The 24,138-nt window shown below is 46.8% G+C and carries 21 protein-coding genes and 1 pseudogene; 19 read left to right on the forward strand and 3 right to left on the reverse strand.

Translation table 11 applies throughout. From position 1 onward, the window contains the following. Positions 1 to 208: 208 nt before the first annotated feature. The 6 genes from R7O13_RS20120 to R7O13_RS20145 are packed head-to-tail and all read left to right on the forward strand — an operon-like array spanning position 209 to position 5,724. A complete protein-coding gene (locus R7O13_RS20120; RefSeq protein ID WP_140203486.1) occupies positions 209 to 1,858 on the forward strand; it encodes a hypothetical protein in 1,650 nt (549 codons plus the stop codon). Positions 1,859 to 1,905: 47 nt separating this feature from the next. Beyond that, positions 1,906 to 2,337, forward strand: coding sequence for a DNA-directed RNA polymerase subunit alpha C-terminal domain-containing protein (locus tag R7O13_RS20125; RefSeq protein ID WP_054577210.1), 432 nt, complete (start codon positions 1,906 to 1,908; stop codon positions 2,335 to 2,337). Further along, the gene (locus R7O13_RS20130) at positions 2,330 to 3,904 is read left to right on the forward strand and encodes a hypothetical protein (RefSeq protein WP_140203485.1); all 1,575 of its coding nucleotides are present in this window, start codon (positions 2,330 to 2,332) and stop codon (positions 3,902 to 3,904) included. The genes R7O13_RS20125 and R7O13_RS20130 overlap by 8 nt, the downstream gene beginning before the upstream one ends. Before the next feature lie 22 nt (positions 3,905 to 3,926). After that, a complete protein-coding gene (locus R7O13_RS20135; protein ID WP_140203484.1) occupies positions 3,927 to 4,595 on the forward strand; it encodes a hypothetical protein in 669 nt (222 codons plus the stop codon). Between the two features lie 9 nt (positions 4,596 to 4,604). After that, entirely contained in the window at positions 4,605 to 5,213 is a 609-nt protein-coding gene (locus R7O13_RS20140) for a hypothetical protein (RefSeq protein WP_140203483.1), read from the forward strand. Positions 5,214 to 5,226: 13 nt separating this feature from the next. Beyond that, the gene (locus R7O13_RS20145; RefSeq protein ID WP_318304563.1) at positions 5,227 to 5,724 is read left to right on the forward strand and encodes a hypothetical protein; all 498 of its coding nucleotides are present in this window, start codon (positions 5,227 to 5,229) and stop codon (positions 5,722 to 5,724) included. Between the two features lie 65 nt (positions 5,725 to 5,789). On the opposite strand, the gene R7O13_RS20150 is transcribed toward R7O13_RS20145, so the two are convergent. Beyond that, a complete protein-coding gene (locus R7O13_RS20150) occupies positions 5,790 to 7,121 on the reverse strand; it encodes a Fic family protein (protein WP_176311846.1) in 1,332 nt (443 codons plus the stop codon). 574 nt (positions 7,122 to 7,695) lie between these two features. Here R7O13_RS20150 and R7O13_RS20155 point away from each other — a divergent pair. Next, a pseudogene (locus R7O13_RS20155) lies at positions 7,696 to 7,983 on the forward strand (IS5/IS1182 family transposase); the annotation flags it as partial. A 170-nt stretch (positions 7,984 to 8,153) separates the two neighbouring features. On the opposite strand, the gene R7O13_RS20160 reads toward R7O13_RS20155, so the two are convergent. Continuing rightward, positions 8,154 to 8,303, reverse strand: coding sequence for a hypothetical protein (locus tag R7O13_RS20160; protein WP_017635632.1), 150 nt, complete (start codon positions 8,301 to 8,303; stop codon positions 8,154 to 8,156). 309 nt (positions 8,304 to 8,612) lie between these two features. On the opposite strand from R7O13_RS20160, the gene R7O13_RS20165 reads away from it, so the two are divergent. Next, a complete protein-coding gene (locus R7O13_RS20165) occupies positions 8,613 to 9,185 on the forward strand; it encodes a hypothetical protein (protein WP_318130497.1) in 573 nt (190 codons plus the stop codon). Positions 9,186 to 9,718: 533 nt separating this feature from the next. Here the strand turns inward: R7O13_RS20165 and R7O13_RS20170 are convergent. Next, complete coding sequence (locus R7O13_RS20170; RefSeq protein ID WP_017635630.1) at positions 9,719 to 9,967, reverse strand: hypothetical protein; 249 nt, start codon at positions 9,965 to 9,967, stop codon at positions 9,719 to 9,721. A 775-nt stretch (positions 9,968 to 10,742) separates the two neighbouring features. Between R7O13_RS20170 and R7O13_RS20175 the strand changes: the two genes are divergently transcribed. From R7O13_RS20175 to R7O13_RS20225, 11 genes are all read left to right on the forward strand, one after another. Next, positions 10,743 to 11,303: a hypothetical protein gene (locus R7O13_RS20175; RefSeq protein ID WP_206170720.1), complete on the forward strand. Its 561-nt coding sequence runs from the start codon at positions 10,743 to 10,745 to the stop codon at positions 11,301 to 11,303. Between the two features lie 11 nt (positions 11,304 to 11,314). After that, a complete protein-coding gene (locus R7O13_RS20180) occupies positions 11,315 to 11,830 on the forward strand; it encodes a hypothetical protein (RefSeq protein WP_054866402.1) in 516 nt (171 codons plus the stop codon). Continuing rightward, positions 11,830 to 12,642, forward strand: coding sequence for a hypothetical protein (locus R7O13_RS20185; RefSeq protein ID WP_318130501.1), 813 nt, complete (start codon positions 11,830 to 11,832; stop codon positions 12,640 to 12,642). The genes R7O13_RS20180 and R7O13_RS20185 overlap by 1 nt, the downstream gene beginning before the upstream one ends. 128 nt (positions 12,643 to 12,770) lie before the next feature. Continuing rightward, complete coding sequence (locus R7O13_RS20190) at positions 12,771 to 15,485, forward strand: hypothetical protein (RefSeq protein ID WP_318304568.1); 2,715 nt, start codon at positions 12,771 to 12,773, stop codon at positions 15,483 to 15,485. 3 nt (positions 15,486 to 15,488) lie between these two features. Then, positions 15,489 to 15,836 carry a hypothetical protein gene (locus R7O13_RS20195; protein ID WP_033905435.1) on the forward strand — a complete coding sequence of 116 codons (348 nt, stop codon included), beginning with the start codon at positions 15,489 to 15,491 and terminating at the stop codon, positions 15,834 to 15,836. After that, a complete protein-coding gene (locus tag R7O13_RS20200) occupies positions 15,833 to 17,230 on the forward strand; it encodes a hypothetical protein (RefSeq protein WP_318304571.1) in 1,398 nt (465 codons plus the stop codon). The genes R7O13_RS20195 and R7O13_RS20200 overlap by 4 nt, the downstream gene beginning before the upstream one ends. A 115-nt stretch (positions 17,231 to 17,345) precedes the next feature. Next, entirely contained in the window at positions 17,346 to 18,185 is an 840-nt protein-coding gene (locus tag R7O13_RS20205) for a hypothetical protein (RefSeq protein WP_054579128.1), read from the forward strand. 56 nt (positions 18,186 to 18,241) lie between these two features. Next, positions 18,242 to 18,703, forward strand: a complete 462-nt coding sequence (locus tag R7O13_RS20210; RefSeq protein ID WP_033905433.1) for a hypothetical protein — start codon at positions 18,242 to 18,244, stop codon at positions 18,701 to 18,703. Continuing rightward, positions 18,703 to 19,962 (forward strand): hypothetical protein, encoded by a 1,260-nt coding sequence (locus tag R7O13_RS20215; RefSeq protein WP_318304573.1) that lies wholly within the window; start codon positions 18,703 to 18,705, stop codon positions 19,960 to 19,962. Before R7O13_RS20210 ends, R7O13_RS20215 begins: the two co-directional genes overlap by 1 nt. 71 nt (positions 19,963 to 20,033) lie before the next feature. After that, the gene (locus R7O13_RS20220) at positions 20,034 to 21,152 is read left to right on the forward strand and encodes a hypothetical protein (RefSeq protein ID WP_318130506.1); all 1,119 of its coding nucleotides are present in this window, start codon (positions 20,034 to 20,036) and stop codon (positions 21,150 to 21,152) included. Between the two features lie 94 nt (positions 21,153 to 21,246). Next, positions 21,247 to 23,874: a hypothetical protein gene (locus R7O13_RS20225; RefSeq protein ID WP_318304574.1), complete on the forward strand. Its 2,628-nt coding sequence runs from the start codon at positions 21,247 to 21,249 to the stop codon at positions 23,872 to 23,874. Positions 23,875 to 24,138 lie beyond the last annotated feature (264 nt).

Below are 24,138 nucleotides of genomic sequence, written 5' to 3' on the forward strand. Positions count from 1 at the left end.
ACGACATAGAAATCCCCTGTCGTTACCATTCCCACAAAAGCGCACAAAAAGACACAAATTCATTATACAACAATAAGTTAAACGAAAATTTACCCCTATTTTTTTCGCAATAAATCTTAATTACTATCCGAAATTGAGCGAATTTTTACCGCTTTTCTGCGGCTTAACGATTCCGAACATACCCAATTAATAACTAAGGTTTATTTACATGGCAGATAAACGTTCTAACTTCAACAAACGCATTGAGGCGATTCATTTAGGCGCTCAAGCAATGCGTAATCTGTGTATCGAATCCCAATTCGATTCACAAACAGGCATGTTTCTAACTGACGACAATTCTCGTGGCGCGGCTATTTTGTCAGCCATTGCGAATGAGCCTATGTTCGAGTCAGTGTCTCAAGAAACAGCGGTTGGCATCGTATCAGGCATGCAGTCTGCGGTACGTGAATACGAAAAGACTTACGGCCACCTACCTAGCGATGAGCTAATGGCATCAGCTCACGCAACTATGCGTAACATGATGACGCTAGAGGGCGCTAAGCGCGATGGCTCAACAGGCGCAATGATGCTTGAGTCTATCAACCAGTCTCTATCAACATCAGAGGGTGTTGAAATCCGCGCGAAAATGGTTGGCCTAGTGCTGCCTGTTCTTCTAGAAACAGCAACACTTGACGCTGTAACCATGATCCCAGCGGGTGCGAACGAAGTTGAGATCTTCAAAGTGTACCGCCGCACTGGCTCAAACTTTGGTGACTTCGCTGCGGGTACTGAAATCGACCAAGCAACGGTTGGCCAATACTCGTCTATGCGTCAGCGCTACAAGTTTGTCGCTGAACAGCAACCAGACGGCACTAAGACAACTCACGTCTTTGACTCTAAGACTGACCTACAACACACCAAGTTTGAAATCCCATTCACGAAGACATCTGTTTCCCTATTTATTAACCATAAACGTGTGGCTCGCGACCTAGACAGCAACGGTAGTCAAATAATGACAGGTACTCACAATGGTATGGTTATTAACTGTCAGATAGACCATGCAAAAGGCAAAGTTACCGTCACTCCAACATCAGCCCTACCAGCAGGGACGATTCTGCACATCGAGTTCGAAGTAGACATTGAAAGACGTCCTGACCTGATCCCAACGATCGATCACGACATGGACTCTCGCACACTGCGCCCACGTCAAAACGCAATCGCAGCAGACGCGACTATTCAAGCGATGTTCACAATGCAACGCGAGTTTGGCCAAGATCTGAAATCTCTACAGATGAGCCACATGCGCAACACATTGGCATCGGAAAAAGCGACTCGCCACCTAGTAGATATGGACTTTGCTTGTACGCGCGAAGAAACATTCAATATCTACGTATCGGCTGGTGAAGATTGGCGTCTACATCGTGAACGTCTAAACGAAGTTCTTCTAAACGTTTCTACGAAGATCCTACAAGCGACTCGCACAACTGGCATGACAGGTATCTTTGCTGGTACTGGCGCGTCAACAATCCTTAAGTCACTAGGTGCTCCATATTTCGTAGCTCCGGCTAACTACCAACAGAAAAACGCTATCCACTACGCAGGTAAGTTGTTCGGCATGTGGAAAGTGTTCGAGTGTCCGGTAGTGATCGGTACGAACGACATGCTTTGTTACGGTCGCGGTTCTTCTCACTCAGAAGCGGGCTACGTAGCAGGTGATGCAATCGCAGCAACCATGTACACGCATCCAATCGGTAAAGGTCTAGTAGCGTCTAACACGCTATACGAACTGGCCTACGGCGAAATCCATCCATTCGACGGAGAAGACTACTTCTACCGCGTGAAACTTATCGATGAAGCTCCTGTAGCAGCAGCGGCATAAGGCAAGTAAGCGGCAGTCTTACGGGCTGCCGCTCTTGGGGGGATTCGATGAAAGAAACGATCGTTTTAATCACCAACCACACACCAAAGGAAATCACGGTTCAGGGTCGCGTTATGCCGCCACTGGCCAAAGATTTCCCTCTCTCAGTTTTCAACGTGAACCGCTTCAAACACGAAGTGGAAGCGGCCTATCCAAACGGCCTCGTTTCGGTTCGCCTTGAGCCAACGGTTTTACCAGAAGTTCAAACGAAACCAGACACAGCCACCAGCGACAAAGGCACAGCGCTATCAGCACTTGAGCTAAGCGCGAGCGTTGAAAAAGCCCTGATTAACCACGGTGTGACAACGGTTGAGCAACTAACCGAAATGACGAAAGACAACGTGATTGCGGTGAAAGGTATTGCTCAAGCGGGTTTGCAAGAAATTGTAGACCAGCTTGCAGCACAGGATCTAACGCTGAAAGAGACAGAAGATGAGTAAGATTGAATTTTCAATGGATAACGTCTCACAAGTTGCGGTTTCGCCAATTAACGCTGACTCGACACCTAAGCAAGGCACTGGCTCTAACCAGCTAGTGTTTGGCGGTGTGATTGTGTCTCAAAAAGGTAAGCCGTTCGAAGTGATTCCGGTAACGGCGGCTAACTTCCTAGACAAGCTAGGTAAGCCTTACCACTCAAGCCTTGGCAAATTGGCTGACGGCATGCGCGTTCTTGATGAAGCCTTGCGCGGCGGTAATGGCCTTGTGGTTCGTGTCGTACCAAAAACGGCTACCTATCCAGCTATCAAGTTAACCAAACCAGCAGACGAAGTAACGATCACAAATGAAGCAATCAACTACTCGGCTGACCTGTCACTTGAAGATGGCGAATTTTTAGCGATCGCTATCAAAGACGGTGCTCAATCCGACAACCGCTCTATCACGCTTGCGAAAGCAGACGAAGCGACTTACGGCGCAGGCATGTTCACTCTTACCCTAGCGGAAGAACAGGCGGCTGGTGGCTCTGTAGTGCTAGAAGAATGGGTTGTATCCCTAGAGCCTACAGCAGTAGACCAAATGGGTAGCGCTGCGTTTATTGAGACTGTTCTTGAAGAACGTTCGCAGTACCTAACTTGTCGTATCGATGCAGAAGTAGCGAAACGCGAAGTTACTGCAATTGCTCAAACCAAATTCACTGGCGCAACCAACGGCAATATTAGCGACATTACGGCTGAAGATTACCAGAAAGCAGTGAAAGCACTACGCACTACCGTTTACAGCTACAACTACGTTTGTGGTTTGGGCTGCTACGAAACAGCGGTAATCACTGACCTAGCGCAAATCTGTAAAGACAAACGCATTTCTGGCTACTTCGATATTGATCCTCGCCTAACGCACGAAGCGGCATTGGAGTTCAAAAAAGGTCTGAACTTCAACAACCATCGCGCTTCATTCGTGCATATCCCTTACCAAGCTAAGTGTCGTTTCTACGGCAACATGGCGGTATGGGGCGGCTCGGGTATCGGCTTTGCAGCTAAAGCGCTTGGCGTTGCTAAGACCTCTCCGGTCAGCGGTTGGCACTACACACCAGCAGGTGTTGAACGTGCTGTTATCCAACGTACTGGCCTAAAACCAACCCAAGGTGCTGGCGAGCCTAACTACCAAGAAATGTACAAGGCACGTCTAAACAAACTAGGCACAGACGAAAACGGCAACCTGTTCATTGATGACTCTCTAACGTCATCTGCGGCTGAAAACTACCTACGTTTTGAGCAAGTCGTGTCTATTGCTGACGCTATCTCACGCGACTTCTACGCACTAGGTAATCGCCTAAAACACCAACCTGACGGTGCAACGCTTGAGGGTCTAACTGACGGTATGGCCAGCATCCTTGAAGGCTATGAAGCCGTTGGTGCGCTAGTGACACCTCGTAATCCAGCACAAGACGGCGAGAACGCTTGGACGTTGGAAGTTAAGCAAGTGGAAATCGACTACTGGAAAGTCACTTGGTCGTTCTGTCCAACTGGCTCTGCGCGTCGAATCCTTGGTGAACCTGTACTAATCCGTTAATCAACATAAGAGCAAGAATAGAATGAAATCAATGTTTTCTGAGGGTTCTGTTCTTGCTCGCCCATTTGTGATGCCACAAGTGGCCGAGCAGGAACAAACTGAAACTGCATTTTTTGAGTCTGTAACAGAAGATCAACTTCTTGAGTCCATCAATCGTGCATCAACCATCATGGCTCGCCAAGACGCAGCAGCGGCTTGTGTTCAGTGGGTTAACGGTGGTGACAGCTCAATCGACAACCTAGACGCAATGCTATTTGGCATGGCTGGTGGCGATGACGATACCGAGCTAACCGATGGCCAAGTAGCACTATACGAATCGCTACAGGAAGCGGCTAGCGAGTTCATTGCTCAAGTTGGCCAGCCAAAAGAGGGCGACATGCTAGAAGCACTGGAAGATCCAGAAGCAGCAGATCGCATCTTTGAATCCCTAGAGCGTGGCCTAGACAACGTGGACTCAGACGAAGCGATTGCAGAGTTCGCCGTTCGTGAATCCATGATGCTTGAAGCGCTTAAGAAAGTGATCCGTGATGGCAAGGTAACTTACATCAAAACGAATCGCCGTAAGCGCCGTATGAGTGCAGCACAAAAAGCAGCACTTAAGAAAGCGCGCGCGAAAGCTCACAGCTCATCGGCTAAAGCAGCTCGCAAAAAGTCTAACCGCATGCGCGATTCTCGCGGTATGGACAAGTAAGGGTAAGCAATGGCTGTAATTGTCGGCGTACCTAATGATGATGGCGTGTCTATCCACAATAAATGCGCCATTACACAAGTCATAGGCGGTCAAGAGGTTACGGTCATTGGTTACATGACTGATGAGTGTCAGCTTGCCTTTAGAGCGATATGGGAAGCGCCGTTTGAGGGCGATTCCGTGGGTAACATCAATGCCCTAGATAAAACGTCTTCAGTCGCACAAACCGTGTGGGATAAGACGAGTAAAACACTATGGAACAGTCAGCAAGTTTGGCAAGGAAACGAACCACCAGAAATCACAGCAACGCTGAAATTTGTCGCGTTCACCAATGCCAAATCAGAGGTCAATGATCCCATTAAATACCTGGCTCAGATGATAAGTCCCGAGCTCCAAAATACTGTTCCAGTCAGTTCCGATGGCCTTGGTGGCCGTGTTCCAAGTGATGCGCGATTCAAGATTGGCAAAGCGCTCAATCTACCCATGCGTATTAGCGAGGTGAGTTATGACATTAACGCACCTAAGACGCGAGACGGGAATTTCGCTTACAACACGGTAACTATTACCGCCGCTCCTAAGCAAATGATTAATCAGTCACAGATTCCAAACCACTTCCAATAGAATAGGTGTAATTATGGCCGGAGCATTTAACGCAAAAGGCGAGATGAATTTCTTAAAACAGAGATTCACTAAGAACGTCCAAGCTGGCGAAAAGATGATGGGTACAGAGTTCGAGATGAAAATCGAAGAATACCCTAATCTTAGCGTTTTGGTGCGTTCGACTCAGTTTCCAGCAATGGGTCGTGCAGATGTAGAAGATTTTGGCCAAATGGGCTTGGGCTACATCCAAAATGGTGCCCTTGAGAACAAAGGCGAAATCGCGGTGACGTGCGTAGAAACGATCACAGGTACCGTGCTAGAAATGCTACGTGAGATCGTTCGTGAAAAGAAAATGGTCACTGTCGTTATCGAGTCTACGCCTGAATCAACTAAGGGTAAGGGTGCAACCTCGCATCGATTCCGTTTGGAGCACGTAAAAGTACGTTCAGACGTGATCGACCTATCGACAGAAGATTCAGCAGCACTTGTTAAGCCAGCTATCACACTGCAATACAACTGGGTAGATTTCTAATCGCCAAACCAGCCTATTCTATTCCCCACAAAAAGGCCGCCAGTTAGGCGGCTTTTTTGATGCTCTTAAGCTTTGGTTAGCCTATCTTTCAAGTCGGCTGGTGCAATGTAGGTATTCTCGTTGCCATCCCTTGATTTGAACAGCAATTTCAGCTCCACCAGCTTCTCAAGATACTTGCGCGCAGAGGTATGAGACACGTCAAAATCAGACTGAATTTCCTTAACTGAAAAGACACGTCCGGCGGTTTCTAATCCCTTGGCCAGAATCACAATGTGCGGCAGTTTCAACACGCCCTTAAGCTTGGAGTCGTCTAGCAGTTCGCGCACCTCTCTCGTATCTTCAATCTTAGACTTGATGTACTCGTTAAAGCGCTCAATCGCATTGATGATGACCGTTAGCTGGTAGTCCACAAAGTGCGTTAAGTCATTGTCGTCCGTTTCGGTGTAAACGTAGCTTCTAACGTACTTGGTTGGCGCGCTCTTAAGTGGCGCAGAGATCGAGACGTACTTAAAGTTCTCATAACCATGCTTAAGGATGAACCAGTAGAACAGCGCCCTAGCCGTTCTCCCGTTGCCGTCCATGAATGGGTGAATGTAGCCAATCATGAAGTGCAGAATACAAGCCTTAACGATTGGGTTAATAAAATTGGTGCTGGTGGTATGGTCGGTGTTGGCGAAGTCACATAGTTGCTCGATGAGCTTCAAAACGTGCTCATGTTCTGGCGCTTCATGAATAATATCGCCAGTGGCCACGTCTCTAACCATGACGGCATCCGTTCTGTATTGGCCAGCAACGTGCTCATTCTCTAACACTCCATCGGTGGCGATGCCATTAAACCCGCTAATCAATTCTGGTGTGAGCTCTACATCCTTAAGTTCATCGGCCATCATGATCAAACGCCAGTTATTGATAATCATCCGTTCGGAGTCATCTTTAGGCTCACGTTCTGTTTCAAGCATTTCCTTGGCCACCTTGCGCGTTGTGGCCGCTCCCTCCAATTGAGCGCTGCTAATGGCTTCTTCCATAATCACGCTTTTCACTAGGTGTGCCTTTTTGTCTTGAGCAGATAGCGGCAAATCTTCTAGTTTAAGCTGTTTATCGATGCGGAATAGCTTAGCGTCGAGACTGGCGGCACTAAGCTGGAACGGATTGCCATTTTCATCAACAAGCGAAATGTCGTTAAGGCCACGTCTAATTTTTAGGGCATGCCAAGCGTAACCCTTTTGGTCGCCTTTAAACTCTTTTGAACGGTACTGGAAGTCATTCCAGTGCAAGTAATTACCGCTACTATCAAAACCGTATTTAATTGGGTCTAGCTTGTCGATTAGCTCTACTACTTTAATAAAATCAGTAGGTTTTGCTGGTGGGAGGCTAACCCCCGCAATCTTTTTGCTCATACCGTGAAACTTTTCAAAAATGTTTAATGCATCCAGTATTGCACACAGGCAGTGGGAGTCAATCGCTTATCTATCTGGTAGTTACAAGAGGTGTAATGCTTTGCTGAATAATTTCAATAGCACGGTGACTTTGCCAAACATCAACAGCGTGTTGGGTGTTCAACCAAAAATCGGGCGCAGTACCGAACGCAATGGTAAGCTTAGCCAAAATGGTCTGATGGTAATGTCTCCACTTATTGGGCCATCTATAGAGCTTCTATCGATACCAAGCGCACCAAAAAGTTTACTATTCATTAATAGATAACGGGTCGAGAAATTCTAGTTTTAAGATGGGGCCAACCCTTACAGGCTCGTATTTCTCATTTCAGTAGCTCCCTTAACGACTACCTAAAAAACTAACAAGATTTTATACCAGTGACCAATGCCTGTCGGTAGAAATTAAAGTTCAAAACCTTTCGAATAGTTAACTTTTCAGTAGGCCGATCTGAAACTCAATTCGAAGCATTCATTTGCTCATAAGTGCGCCAAAACAATTAAGAACAAAGGAACTTTCTTACTCCGAGTCTTGTAATTTCCACTCATTCCTCCAAGAGAAGGGGCAGCCTTTTGGGAGAATGGTCACCCTAGGAATTTAGCGGTAGGTTGCCAGAAGCTATACGGCTCCAACAATAAGTGGAAAAAGCGGTACGGCTATCATCAACGCTCACTATCAGAGACAGCAATGTATCGAGTGAAGCAGTTGTTAGATGGGTGGTTAAGCCTGAGAAACTACAATGCTCAGGTTGGTGAGACTTACGCCATTATTAAAGCGCTAAACAAACTTATAGGGCTTGGTATGCCTACAACTCAGTATGTTGTATAAGAATTACTCAATTTCAGGCTGTTGGGTTCTCTGACCGAATTACGCAACAAAGCCGACTAAACACATAAAAACTATTCAAGAACTTTAAAGGGACGTTATGCGATAGGATCAAAAAGGGGCACGAATAATGCCCCAAAGGACTTGTTCAATACATTAAGTGAGAATATCGGCTAGTTTTTACAACCATTTTTATCACACGTAATACGTTCATGTGAATTTTGCCAATGATCTGAATGTTTCTTGGTATCAGTACCACACCCAGTATTTCCGCCTTTAACGCCTTTATGTACGACTCCTGTTGGTGTGTGTTTCACAGCCATGTATTTTTCTCCTAATTGATTTAAGTTGCTTCCTAGTCATAAATGACTGAATTAACAGATAGTAAGCAAGGTTGCACATGTCAATGTAAGTAATAACTAAAGTTAATTATCGTGATCCAATCGCATGACAAAGCGTTCAAGATTGAGTCGCAACACGTGGCATTTTTACTATGCGTGCTTTGTGTGTTTAAGGTAGCATACGTCGTCTTCAGTATTACGCTGTTCACCCCTTAGCAGAGCGTTATACAAATATTTAAGCACAGAAAACATACAACACGGAAAGCTTACCTCAAATATAGGAGTAATACTTTGAATAAACATCTAATGCTTGCCTCGTTATTATTTTGTAGCAACGTATTTGCCTCTGGTCCATACGTTGAATATGGAGTTCAACAACTAGAATTCGACCAAATATCAACATCAGCTCAAGGCGTAACGATTGGATATGCATGGAAGGAAGACAAAACTATATACCTAGAATTAGATATGATGAATAGCTCTGATGATCTAAGCTATTTTGATCTTTCTGGGGCTTATAACTTTAAATTAATCGATGGTGAAAAATTAGACTTACTATTCAACATGGGTGTTGGCATATCATACATCGATTATGAACGGTTCCAGAACACTAATACACTTCTTTCATTTCCCGTAGGTTTCACAGGGAGCTACTCAATCTCTGAGCACTGGAACGCAGAATTATCAGTAGGCTATCGCTATCACATTGATCTGACCTCACCAACTGAGTGTAATGACGGTACTGAATCCGATAGCGTCGGTTCTGGTACCTGCTCATATCATGGCGGTATTAAAAGGTATCAAGATCAAATTGGCGATGGTGGTGGGATCAATGCTAGTCTCGGTTTTAGATACAGTTACTAAATTTGTATAACAATACGTTTAAGACTGATTCCCAACGTTTGGTATGTCCCATACCAAACGTTGGGATTTGTGTTTACGGTGCTATGGTTATTTTTGTGATAGCGTTGCTCAATGGCTTAGCAGCAAAATTCTAAAAAAGAAGAGTTAGTTATTCCTCTTTATGTAATACACACGATTTTTCAAATCTATGAAGCTAAGGGCTATGGGTTGCAGCCGCGTAAGATTGGTCCGTGTAACTACATGAGAAATGCCTAGCAAAGCGTTTAAAGCTAGGTTCGCAACGCTCGGTATTTCACTTAAGTTGAGTGTTTATGTCACAATGATTTAGGTAATTCCAATACGCGCCTCAGGAGACAATGTAGATTCTCCGCTCTATGCTCTCATACATGCTTTGCTGTGCGGCAACTGAGACACTAAAAGCCTATGTAGATAGTCAATCGACCTCAGATTAAACAGCTATCGCACTTCCCGCTCCTCTAATCAGATACGAGTTTACAGAGAAATTGCCGAAAAGCCGGAATAGCTTAAAGCTATCATGTACGATTGATCCCCAACTTAACAGATACCCCCAACAAGTTTGCCAATGCAATAAACGATGACAACGATGGATTATCAGGTGGGTGTAAAGTGTTCTCGATACCTTTTTGCTTTGCTACAGCCGCCAAAGCGTCTGCAATGATTGCAGGCTCACCAGTGTTTGCCGCTTCATCGATGTAGGCTTGTATAGACTGTTTTTTATCTAAACAAGCCGACGGCTCAAACTCTTCAAGTTGAGTTGCCATATATACCCTCTAATTACAAAAAATTATTTCTAATGCTCAAAACGTCACCAAGTAACAAATGGCAACGAACAGATACACCATGTGTGCTAAGTTTTATATTTTTCTGATTTTAGCTTCGCCGTTGATTGTAAGAAGCCCACTATGCTAGTGGCTTAACAAATGAGTCCGCTACTGCTTACCACAATTATTTATTTTGCAAGGGTGTTTTACAATTGTAAACAAGAAGTATCTTCTACCCAGGGTGCCAACAACTCAGGCAGCATCACTACTCATACGCTTGTACTATGTTTGATTCCACTTAAGAAGTGTTTTCTTAATCCTTCAACGACTCATACACACTTTCTAAGTTAAGCACTAACGCTAAGCTTCCTGTTGCTAAACTAATAATGTATTGGCTCCTTACCACACTCACATCATTTCCTCTATAAGTCTTGATAACAATCAAACCCCTTCATATTTATTGGATTAATCGGAGGTGGAGTAAGAAGAGCAGTCATTAATGTAGGCATTGATCTGAGGTTGGTTGATGTAAGGACGTTACAAACAATTTATGTCAGTAGCCTACAGAAGCAAGTTATTGGATTTGAGGTAGAAACTGGGGTCTATCGTTTCTTCGACAACCAAAATGTGTATTACCCGACCCAAATACGACCAGTAGTAACTGAAGTGCCGAGCTATTATAGAAAGATAATCTATCGCCTCCCCCATTAGTTTAGTTTAAGATTCACCAAGCCTATCCCCTATCTCAAAATGCGCCGCCACTACCGGAGTGGCCATGACACCAACTGAACTACTCGAAGACGTGAAAACGAGATTCCCTGTCTTGCTGCACGACGACGAAAAGGCGCTGTTAAGCCTACTGCGTAAAGCGCTGGCCAAGTACCAAGAGACTGCCGGATTTACCACGAAAATCCGCATCCACCAAAGCGACTTAGCCGATAGCAATCAGTTTGAATTACCGTCCGACTTTGCTGCAAGGCTGGTGGTCAAAGATGACCGTGGCCGTTATGTGCGTAGCGAGGTTTGGGGCAACGTTCTTGAACTGAAATTAACGGGCGCAGAAACATTCCCACTGACATTGATGTACATGCAAAACGTACTCAATGAGCCGTTTGATTCGTTCCAGCTTCCAACGCCGTGCATTAGCTTGCTTGGCGATTATCTGGAATTGCTGATCACTATCCCGAACGCAGAGCGTCAACGCCGTATTGCCATCGCTGGCAAGTTGGATGTGACCGATATTGCTGCCGAACCTGACTTAGCCGCACGTAAAGCCGAGATTGAAAACTCAATGCGCGCGAACCGTGCCATTGTTCCACCAGTATCGTTGCTCTAAGCGAGGTGGCCATGAATCCATACATGCAGCTCGCCAAACGCGCGACCAATAACTTTATGAATAAGCCGTGGCTGCAAGGCTGGCAATGGGCGGTAGAAATCGACTCGCCGGACGCGCCAACGGACTTTGATATTTACGTAAAGGATATTGATTTTGGTGCTGGCTCTATCGATGCGGATTCATTCCAAGTCGGTTCGGGCTCTATTGCGCTGCCTACATACAGCAGTGTTGGCGAAATCACGCTAACGGTTCGTGATGACCAAAACCTGACTGTTTCTAAATGGTTTGAAAGCCGAATCAAGAAAGTCAGAAACCAAGACGGCACACTCAACATCCCCAAAGAGTACGTGTTCAAAATCAACATATTCACGCTCAATGAGGACGGCAAAAAGTCACTCTATAAGAGCTATCAAGTCTTTCCTACCAAGATTGGCAACGTGATGTTTTCACGCGAAAACGGCAACCAGATCCAGTCATTCCCGCTCATTCTTCAAAAATTTATGTCTGTAGGTAACAAGGTACTGTAATGCACATTCCATCATTTCCACTACCAAGTAACATTTCAGAAGTGATTGAGTTTCGAGTCCCAACCGTGGAAGACGCTCTATTGTTCTGCGACCTCAACGAGTACCATGAGGAAGCCAACACAACTCGCTATCTGAACCACATGCAAGACACCAGTAAGCGCCCTATGAGTGATAGCGGCCTATGGACTGGTGAAGATCGCCGTGCAGCATTGTGGTGGATTTTTATGTCCACCAGCGAGCTAGGCACTATTCCCTTTAGCTATGAGTGCGAGCACTGCAAAAAAACTCACTATCTCGATCTCAATATGGGCGAGCTAATGGAATCGGCCAAAGCGCTCAATGGATTGCCAAAACAAGAGATCACCTTAAGCGTGAAAGGCAAGTCATACCTAGCGAACGTGAAACCACTAACCGGTTACGAAGCGGAGCAACTTGAGAACATTCGCAATGAGCGCGACCAGTACGAACCGGACAGCGCTGAATGGAAGCAGCAAGCGAATCACATGGCGCTCACTGAGCTGGCCTACTGCCTAACGTTCGAAGATCAACCCAAAGACCAAGACGATGCCCTAGTGTGGAAAATCGACCTATTGAAATCGATGTACCTCAACACGGAATTTCGTGTGGCCTTTGCCAAGGTTGAAAAGTGCCTACGCAATGCGCGTCACGGATTGCTCACCAAGTACGACGAGGGGCGTTACTACCTAGTCGCCACCATTCCGCAGTGCCAGAAAGTTATCGAGCAAGGAGGTGAAGCAACTCGAACGTTGCTCTTACCCTTTCGGCATAACGACTTCATTACAACGTTTTGATTACGTTGGTTGGAACGTACTGATTGAGAACTTAACGATCTACGGTGGCCAGCCTATCGATGCGGTATTCAAAACACCTCAAACGATGGCCATAAGCCTAGATAAAGCGCTCCAAGACAAGGTGAAAAATGGACAGAAACCAACAAGAGGTTGATCTTTCACTGGTTGTTGATGCAGTGAAGCGAGCCAGTGACAAAGAGCTGACCGTGCTATCTGAGATTAGTCGCAAACTCGATGGCAAGACTCTACCAACGAGCCAACAAAAGGCCGTCCTTGCAGTGGATGCAAAGGGCATCGAAAAGGCGGTAACTGAGGGCGTTTCCAATGCCTCTCTTAACGTCTCTACTATTCCGAGCGTTAATCCACAAAAAGGATTAAAACAACAATCAAGCGGCACACCTAAACCAAGTGCAACCAAGACCAAGCGTACAGGTGAAATTGAGTTGTCATTTGCGCCTAGTCAGTCAGCAGAAACACAAGCCAAGCCGGACGCCAAAGCGATCGAGCAAAGCAGCTCTGTAAGTGGCGTAAAGTCGATTGCTGACACGCTGAAAAGCGAGGACGCGCGCGAGCCAGAAAAACAAGCGCCCTTTGTCGTGAATGTAGAAGCGTCAGAATTCAATTCTGAACGTTTGGATACCTCAATCCTTGATGATGTGCCAGAGAAGTTAGAAAAGGCTGTCTCTGACGCACTGGCAGAGTTTGAGGGCTATTGGGAAGACGCTAACGGCAAGCTTCGACGCTCCGATGGTCGCTATGCGAGTAAGCAAGAGCAATCGGCTTACAAGAACGCACAGCAAACCGCATTAGAGCGCCAAATTGAAAAGCAAACCGACACGGAAAAGGAAAGCCAGAACGTTTTTGCCAAGGTGGCCACCAGCCTTAAGCAACTGGCCATCAATAACGTGAAAGAGTTCCTACAGGAAGAAAACGACGCGACCGATGCGGCTGGCGCTGCGGCTGGTGGTTCGTTCTTCTACTCCGCTAAAGAGCTTTATCACTTGGGGCAAGACGCTAAAGAAGCATTGGATGATGTAACTGAAAAAGCCACCTCAACCAAGGGCAAGCTAAAAGAATCGAAACTAGGCCGACTCTTTACCCGAGGCAAACAAGCGCCAGAGGCAGACAGTCAGGCCGTCACAGCCATAGAGACAGTTAGCCATGAACAACTATCAGCGACAAAAGATTCGTTCGAGACGAACCACTCAACTCAAGTTACGCCTAGTGATCGACCTAGCCGTGATGATGCTAGGGGTAGCGTGCCTGTCAATCTTGTTGGGAGTGATTCTAGCCGGATAAGCACAGCTAGTGAGATCAAAAACACCAAAGAACAGAGCTACCGAGCAAACATGCTTGAAGTGCTCCATGAATCGAGTGCTGATCGTGAACGCCAATTCGATGATGTACTAGATAAGCTCGATGATCTGATTTCGGCAACCAAAGCAGTGGCGAACGATGGCCAAGGTGGCCTATTAGACCTAGCTGGCGATATGTTTGAACGCCGCCGTGCTGGTGGACGTGCTGGCCGTAAAGCGGGTGGCAAACGTGGCCGAATCAAATCGGTAATGTCAGGCATTGGCAGCAAAGCCTCGAACGTGGCCAACAAGGGCGTATCAATGGCGGGTGCCGCCTTTAAAGGTATGTCTAAAATCGGCTCTGTTGCTGGCAAGGCGATCCCTTTCCTTGCTCCGGCCTTAATGGCCTACGATGCGTTTAGCGGATTCACTGACAAAGACAAACAGAAAGAGACGTTCAACCTCAAAGATGGCCAAGAGGCGACAACTGGCCAGAAAAGCTCAATGGCATTGGCAAACGCGCTCGATTTGGGTGGCCTAGTCAGTGGCGGTGCTGGTTTGCTTGGTTCGGCGCTTGGGGCGTTCGGTTTTGATGGTGCTAAGGAAGCATTGACCTTTGATTCTGGTGATATGGCCAAGGGCATTTACAAGCTGTTTGGCGGCGAAATCGAGGGAGAAACAACGGCTAAGAGTTCTAAATTCGAAAGCGAGACCAATCACTCTAAGAGTGAAAGAGCTCAATCAGAGAAAGAAGAACACCTTAAAAGCGCCGAAGCCTACCACACTGCTAAAGCGTCCAATGACAGCCAAACCATGCGCGAACTTGATGCGAAAAACTCAATTCAAGTGACCTATCAAGAGGTATCGCAAAAGGCCAGCGAGCAAGGGATTAGCTACAAAGAAGCTTACTTAGCTGTAGAAAGAGAAAAACGTATTAGCCAGGACAAACGTGTGCAAGTGGCTAATGAAACAGGCATGGATATGTCCGGCATGGTCGAGCATCCCGAGCTTGGCCAAGTTTACTCGCCAGATAAGAAAGCTGAACAAGTGGCCGCCGTCGATGCGGAGATCAAACGCCGTAAAGAGGCTGAGGCCGTAGCCGCACTAACCAAGGCTGCAAACAACACGCAAACCAACAGCGTGACCACAGCCAGCCATGAATCATCCATCAATACCGAGCTAAGTAACCAGAAAACGGACACTCAATCCGTGGTGAAAGTGGACACCGAAAACACCTCGAATAAGACGGTTGCGACTCAATCATCCATTCAACGCAATGAGCGAGTTAGCGAGCTGCAAGCACAGGCAGCAATGAAAGACCTCAAAGAGAGCGGCAAGCCTCAAACCGTGGAACTTAGCAAACATTCACTGGATGCCATTGGGCGCGCGGTTAGCGGCAGTGATAACAACAAACCGACCACTATCTTTGCAGCGCCTAGCGGCAGCTCAAGCAAAGACAAGCCAGCGTCAGCCACTAAGGCTAGCGGCTCTATTCCTCTCAACTTTGATGACCGTTCGTTACAGCGTCAAAGCGCTGATATGGAGTAATAGATGAGCCAAGAAATTGATTACTTACTACGGGTCGATATTGACGGTGTAAAAGTAGCCGATGAGAAACACGCGATCGTTGCGCGCGTCTCTGAATGGCTCGATACACCTCAAGGCCAAGTTTGGGGCGCTCCAAAATGGGGCAACAGATTAGGGGCATACAAGCATGAACCAATAAACGAAACCACAGCAGCAGCTATCGAAAACTCAATCCTATTAACCCTCCCAATTGACGTGAAAGACGCGGTGGTTCAAGGCATTGCCGTAGAGCCAAGCGTGAACGGTATCGATGCCTACAAATTGACGATCGTTGTGAACGGTCAAACGTTGGAGAGAGGTATTACGTTTTGAGCAAGTTAGAAGAAGTCAAAAAGACCTTTAACGAGGCGATTGCTGGTTCAAGCTGGTGGTCGCGTCATATTGGTTCGCAGTTCGTTGACTACCTTTGCTTATTTGTGGCCAAGATTGTTGAACGCATGGCAGCAATCAGTAGCCGTGCATTGCAAGAATCCTACTTAACGCTAGCCACTAAACGCACCTCCATTTTGGCGGGTGCTGAAACTGAGGGCTATGTAGGGCGAAAAGCAGCGCCATCGAAAGGCCGTGCGCTAGTGACCAATACCGGAACAAAGCGCGTTACCTTGCCGAAATACAGCCAATGCGTGGCTGACAATCAATTGCGCTATACGCTAATGGAAGCCATTGATCTTATGCCGCAAGAAAGCGCCGCAGTAGAGGTGCAACAGTTCGAAGTGTCCAAGATGACCTACACGGTCGATGAGGGAAAAAACTGGTTGGCCGTGGCGTTCCCTCAAGAGCTGACTAAGCGTATTCATAACATCATCGTGCGTGTGAACGGAGAAGAATGGACGCACGTCTTTAAGTTTCGTAATACGGACGGCAAATCCAAAGCCTACATGGAGTATTACAAGCCAACCGACCAGCTAGGCGTTCGTTTTGGCAACAACAATAACGGTCGCGCGCCAGCTACGGGCGATGTAATTGAGTTTGAGCTATGGCTGACTAATGGTGTGACTACCCTACTCGATGCGCAGTATTTAGAGCTTATCGATATGTGGATTCAAAGCGCCTATAAAGACCAGCTCTCAATCAAAACGTCCACCAGCATTATCGGCGGTGCAGAGCCGGAAGACATTGAATCAATCCGAAACAACGCCCTTTACTCGCCAATCTATGACGAGCAGATAGCGTGGGACTCGGATTACATGACCTTTGTTAAGCGCAATATTTCGGGTGTTACTTGGTTGTCGATTTGGGGCGAAGCGGAGCAGGAAAAACTCACAGGAACGCCGGACATTCGCAACATCAATACGATCTTTATTTGTGCTTACTCTGCCGATAAAACCGACGAGATTTTGAATCAGGAAATCCAACTTCTATTCGCTGGCCGAGAGGGCTATAACGAGCGCTATAAGCTGGTGGAGCGTAAGGACGTACCATTTACCGTGACGGTCAAAGGTAAGCTTTACCCAAGTTCAAATCCAGAATGGGCGACAAAGGTACTGGCCGATGCGTTAGATGAGAAATTTGGCAAACAGACAAGTCGCAATGAGCGCATTACCAAAAACCAAATTTGGGATGTCATCCAAGAGCTCAACGTGACTTTGGGCATTAAAGAGTTTGAGGTCGAAGTTATTGGGATTCTTGACCGCATCCCGATTGATACTTACCACTATTTAGATGTGAATGCGTCAACCATTCAACTGAACTTCGATTACTCATAGAAGTTTTCGCACGGAGCAAGAAAGACACGGATGTTTTCGCATGCGAGAACTTTAAAACACAACATACTATATAGTTTTCGCATGCGAAAACTTTTACACCAATAAGGCGAAAAACATGGCATTTGGAGACTTCAGAAAATGGCTATCTGGCCAGCTAACCAAGGCGCGTCAAAAGGAAACCGCTTGGGTAGATTTAGCAAGCGCGATCGCAGAGTCAATTGAAACTCACGTAGAGTCATACATTGAAAAGCTTAAAGCGCGTTCTTCACTGTACGAAATGGACAAAGAATCGCTGCTAGAAGACATTAAAGAGCTGCGAAAAATCTTCCCACTAGGCGAAGTGGCCGATGAGGACTTGCCACACGTTGTGATGCAGCGTAAGGACGAAATTCACTTTAAAAAGACCATTTATCCACTTATCTCAACGCTCGCGCGTGAATTTAAAGGGTTACGTGTTAAGTGGGAACGAATCTACGCGCCAGTAGACCAAGAGCGATTTCCATACGGCACGTTCTTAGTTCCCGAGTCAGAGTTGGAGCTGCAAAACGGACTAAACCCGAGCGACTTTTTCCTGACCAGTCGCGGTGCTATTCGCATCCCTTTGAACGACATTGCAGGTGAGGACGGCATTACCGAGGAAGCCATTCGAGCATTCGAAGCGAAGATTAAGCGAGTGGTGCATCCTCTTATCCCATTACGAATTGTTTTAGATGGCCAATTGTATTCTATTGAATTTGAAGTCATGGATATGGTCGAAATACCTAACTATTCTGACCATGTTACGGTTGGAAAACAGACCACGACCGATATAGAATCAACACCGAGCTATAAACAGGATTTCGTTCAGACTGGAACGACGACACAGGAAGAACGCCCTGTTAGCCCTATGTATGGTACACCTAGAATGGATGCGATCCCCTTAGATGCGATCTCCATTGATAGACGGTACTATTAACCCTATTCCTATTCCCCGTCCCATTAAAGCGCCACGACTTATACGAGGTCGTAAAGGTGCTTACACAAAAAGTAGTCCTATCGCAGTGTGAACTGCTTAACCGTTATTACGACGAACGCGCCTTGTCGTCGTTGCCTACCAATGGTACTGAGCCTTATTTCCAATTTGGCGATCTTGAATGGGGTTTTGACCTTATCCAAGAAATTGAGGGCAAGCCTAGCTGCATGCCTATCCCACTGGATAAGACAACCGTTGAAAACGTGTTTTACCGTTCTAAGGCGAACTACGCCTATGTGAACGGCAATATCGTAATCACGGCAAACTTGCCAGCGGGTACGCTAGCAGAAGATGAACAATACCAGTTCTCTTGCGTCGGCGTGAAAGATGCGAGCGGCGGTCTAATTCTAGTGGCTGTCACTCAACCAGTTTGGATCTACTCTGACCGTGGTCTGTCGATAGAAATCGTGATTAACACGGCTCGCACGGATAGCGCTCAATTGGCGCAGGTAGGTGCCTAATGAGTCGCCCAAACTTCGAAGAAACGATCATCATCCCGCCACTGCTAACGGACTGGCAAGCGCTACCGCTTATCACCGATACGCAGTACCTAGAACCACTGGCCAGTAACAGCCTAAACCGTAAGTTTTACGGCATCGTTCGCGCTGGTATTTTCCGTGGTTTTGAATGTGCTCCGGCTGGTGGAATGAAACTGCGTGTGAGCAGTGGTGAACAATTTGGCGTGGCGTTAGTTGAGCGCGACGACTATGTGTTAACCGTTCGACAACAACACGATGTTGATGTGGAGATTCCGGCTGGTGCCACTTCTTATGTGGTGCTCGAAGCGTTCTATAAGTTTGGCGTAAAGACAAAACAAGTCGATTTAGCGTCAGACATTAAAGCGTCCGAAATTAAGGTGCTTCCGCAGGAAGCGGTTGAAGATCATCATTTGATATTGTGTCGCGCTACCGTGCCAGATGGCGTTACCCAACTCAAAAGTGAACACCTTAACTTTGATGATCGTGAACAAGGCGGTTATGACCTACAAGGCCACGTTTCACATCCCGATCCACATAAGCAATATGCGATGCGCGCCGAAGCCAATGCGCACTACGCAGACCGTGAAAACCCGCACCATGTAACCAAAGCGCAAGTTGGCCTTAGCTTGGTAAACAACTGGGACGCAACCAGTCAGATAAACGTAGATAACGATCAGCTTTATGCCACTGCGAGAGCCATCAAGTTAGTTCACGACAAAGCTGCTGCTGCATACAACAAGTCGGTTGAACATTGGCCGTACATTGCGTCTGGTGGCGAAACAAAAATCGCATTGCCTTACGAAGTGCCGGAAGTAGATTCATTGTCTATCCAAGGTATCGTGCAGACCAAAGACAGTGCTTGGCGATTCTTGAAAGACACTAATGAGGTTGAAGTAGCCGAACCACTTGAAACGGGTGATGAAGTGGTGATTACTCTAGGTGTCCCATCACTAAGCTCAAGCTCTATCATTGCCGAGCTTCAAGAGCATATCGATAACCTTGAAGCCATCATAAACAGCGGTATCGCTGGCGCGCCTATGGAAGTATTCCATAGCCACTTCGCTAGTACGTCGAATACTTTCACTGTTCCACCAGTCTTTGAAGAACGCGCGATTAAGCTGGTGTTCCTACAGGGTGTGCAGCAATCAAGAGATATTGCTTACACCATCTCACCGGACGGTGATGTTATCCAGTTTGTTGACGAAATTTCAGCAGGAACGGAGATCACCTTGGTCGGCTAATCAGTTTTCAAATTCCCCTAGCCCTATTCCCCATAAATGCCCTTTGTACTAACAACGAAATTGGATTTTTTATGGCTACACAAAACAAATTAACTCGCATCAACCGTCTTGTTTCTGATCTTTCAGCGCAAGACGTTGGTGCATTACCAGCGGGCGCTCGCGCAACAGACTCATCAAAACTAGAGGGGAAAACCAAGGCACAAGTTGTCAGTGAAGCGCGCTCCAATCTTGTCCCAACTTCTCGCACTATCAATAACAAACCACTAACGGGCGATGTGACTCTGACTCACTCAGATGTGGGCGCAGCGCCAGCAAGCCACACGCACGACTACATCCCTAACAACAAGAAAGGCGTTGCAGAGGGTGTGGCTACACTAGATAGCACTGGTAAGATCCCACAAGGCCAATTGCCAGCTATCGCTATCAAAGAAACGTTCCCTGTTAAGTCAGAAGCGGAAATGCTTGCTCTTACAGCGCAAGAGGGTGATATGGCAATCCGTTCGGATCTGCGTAAATCATTCGTTCTTATGCGCCAACCAGCGAGCACACTAGCGAACTGGCAAGAACTATTAACACCGACTGACGCCGTTTCGTCGGTTAATGGTCAGCGCGGTAACGTAGTGCTTGAAGCGACTGACGTTGGCGCGGAACCAGCGTTTGAGAAAAAAACAGCATTCAACAAAAACTTCGGCACTAGCGCTAACACAGTGATGCAGGGTAACGACTCTCGCGTTGTGAATGCAGTGCCAAAGACTCGCACCATCAACGGTCACGCGCTAAGCGCAAACGTCGAGCTAACCGCAGAAGACGTGGGCGCACTAGACGCTGGCGCAACTGCCGTTAACGCAGCGAAGCTTGAGAACACCACTAAATCGCAAATCATTTCACAAGCGCGTAGCGGTCTAGCAGCTAGCGGCGCGTCATACACCAAAGCGGAATCTGACGGTAAGTATGCCACCAAGGATAGTCTAGGCGCCTCAATCAAAGACGCGATCCGAACGGTGGATATTACTGTCGAATCTGCATCAACTACGTTGGCTCTGCCAGCGGGTACAGTCTCAGCAATCCTTGTTCTAAGCGTTTGCGGCGTAATGCAGAACGCAGGTGTATGGAGTCTATCTGGTAACACAATCACGTTCGGTGAACAGCTACAAGCTGGCGACATCGTGACGGTTATCGGCTTCAAGTAAACATGACCTTTCCTTTCCTACTTCCCCATTAACGATGTGCTCCGGCGCTTTGTCGGAGTTGCTGGTCATTGAATTGAGAAAGGCATATTTCTGAATGGCATTAAAAAAATTGACTCAAGTTGGTGGTAGTCCAGCTCGAAAATTGCGTGAAGAAATCACAACAAAAGTGGATGAGCACGCTAGCAATAAAACGAACCCGCACGGAGTCACAAAGGCACAAGTAGGCTTAGGTAACGTACCAAACTATCCGGCCACCAGCTCGGTAACAGATGCGTCCAACAGCAAACTTGCGACCGCTGGTGCTGTTAAACAGGCATACGACAAAGGCATCGAGGGTTTAAATCGCGGTAACGCAGCTTATGACCGCGCAGAACAAGCAGAGACGAACGCAAATACCCACACTGACAACCGCATTAGTGCTTTGATTGGTGGTGCGCCAGCAGAAGCGCTCGATACAATCAAAGAGCTTGGTGACGCGCTCATGGATCAAGAAGATGCGGTAGCGGCCATTACAACCAACATTGCTCAACACAAATCAGACAACTCGAACCCACACAAGGTTACGAAAGCTCAAGTTGGTCTATCAAACGTGCCGAACTACGCATTCACAGCAGCGGTTAATGATGCTAGCGATGTGAAATTTGCGGCGGCAGGTGCCGTTAAGAAAGCGTATGACCTTGCAGCCTCAAAGATGACGCAAGCGCAAGCCGATGGCCGCTACCTAAAACTGTCAGGCGGTACATTGACTGGTGGCCTACTCATTGATGAGGGCAGTTCCAATGTTTCTCAATTGCACATAGGTCATGCAGGTAAGCGCTTTCATATTGAAACGAAAACCGATGGCACCTTTGAGGTTGTAGAAAGTGACGTTTCAAGTCGATTAAAGATCCGCAAAGGTGGTGAATCAACACTATACGGCTCCCTAAACGCTACAGAGTCGGTATCTTCGAATCGTAGTGTTGAAGTGAAAGGCACTCGCGCTGGTAATAACGTTCCATCGAGCGAGCAAGTTAAGCTGGACGGGTACGGGTTGATTGGTAATCGTCGGGCGGTTTACTTAACGAACGGTTCTAATTCGTCGGATGCTTACGTTCAAATCGCGGTGGGTGGTGCTCATAATGGAGGGGACGCCAAGTTAGACCTGACGCGATCAAAGCTTAGTTCCAGTGTCCCTATCGAAGTACAAGGGAATAAAGTCGTTACAGAGGCGTTTAACCGTACAGAGGTTGTGCGCACCTCTTTAGGTAGTGACAACTCTTGGTGTTTGGTTGCCAATGTAACGATGCCTCAATCAAGCTCTACTGCGGTTATTGAGTTCTTTGGTGGTGCTGGCTTTAACACTGACTTGCACTATCAGTCGTCACGACATCAAATGATTCTGAGAGCCAGTAACGGAAACCCTAAAGGTCTAAATGGTCAGGTTATTACAGACCATCCTAGCGGCTTACCATTTAGTGAGTTTGGTTGGGTAAATACTAGCGGTGACAATTACGCCATCTATGTAAAAACGCGCAGCGCCTATAGTGTGAACATTCTTATTCGATACATGTGTAGTCACACCATAACGCCATACGTTAGCAATAAGGGGGCAAGCCAGCCAGCGGGTATTGTCAAAGGGCGAATGGTCACTAGCTATACGTCTTACAATAAAGACTTAGGGGCAATCAACTCTGTTGATGGAAAGGGTTTAGAGCTTGATTACTCTACAAAGAAAACTTGGATTGGTTCTCGTAATTCATCTTGGTGCCACATGGAGACAGAGGCCACCAGCGGCTTTTACTCTTACTCCTCGTTCACCTTTGCTAAAGGGATTGATGTAATGCTCAATCAGAGCATTTCATTAGGTGGGCGAGCTGCATTTCGTAATACAGACGGCAACTGGCTTCGCATCAATGATTTAGGAAAGTTTACTTCTGGTATCTTTTTCGGTAGCTCACTGGTTCGTACTGATGGTGAGTTTACGGCGGGTTCTTGGACTGGTTCGAATGATGCCGTTCGTATGGATAATAGTTTTATGGATTCATCATGGGCGACGAATGGCCGTGCGGGATTCAGTATCAACTGTAAAGATAGTTCAAGTGCGCATTGGGCGTTAGCCTCTTACTATGATGGCACCAATATCCGTTCTGGTATTCAGATCCTATCTAACTCAGAGGGTCGGATGCGCTTCTACACTAACCGCCGCAGTAAGTATGTAGACATTAAGGACGGCAATGTATATGCAGGTTCGCCTCAGAGCTCGGCTGGTAACTCTCTTGCACGTAAAGACTACGTTGATAGTAAACTAGCGGGTGTTTCATCACGCGCTGGAGAGGTTGCCTTGGGCTGTAATGCGGGGCTAAGAGAGGGCAACCTTACGATAGATGGCATTACATGGGAGTTCAAGAATTGGATAGGATGCTTCCTCGATCCGTTTGATTTGATTAACTACAACGCTCCGGTTGCTGGTTTTGATGTTCGTGTTGAGGGATATTACGAAATTGAATGGACTGCGATACGACGCCGCAATGCTTCAAACTCATCGGCTGTGTACTCTGCAATCGCCAAAAGCAATAAAATTATAGCGGAGGCTCAAAGTGATTCCAACGACTTCGATGCCGTGCCAACGACTTGTCGATGGGTAGGAAAATTATACTACGGTGAGCTTATTCAATTCTTAGACAGAGGTGCATCCACGCCTATTCGGGGTTCGCATTTCTCGATCCGCTACATCAAACCATAACCATCAACCAAAGGGACACGATGCTGTCCCTTTTTTGCAAAAGTTTTCGCATGCGAGAACTTTAAAACATGACATCCCCTAAAATTTTCGCATGCGAAAACATGGGCGCATATTGATGCGAAAACCAATATTTATATAATCTTCCTCGTCAAATATCGATTCGACTCGACTATCCTCGTTGGAAGTTTTGTATGCGTTGCCGCGCAACAAAACGCTTGAATTAGCCTCTCACCAGCCTTTTGGGTGAGAGGCTTCTTTTTTATA

The sequence above is a fragment of the Vibrio sp. Y176 genome, from assembly GCF_033438945.1.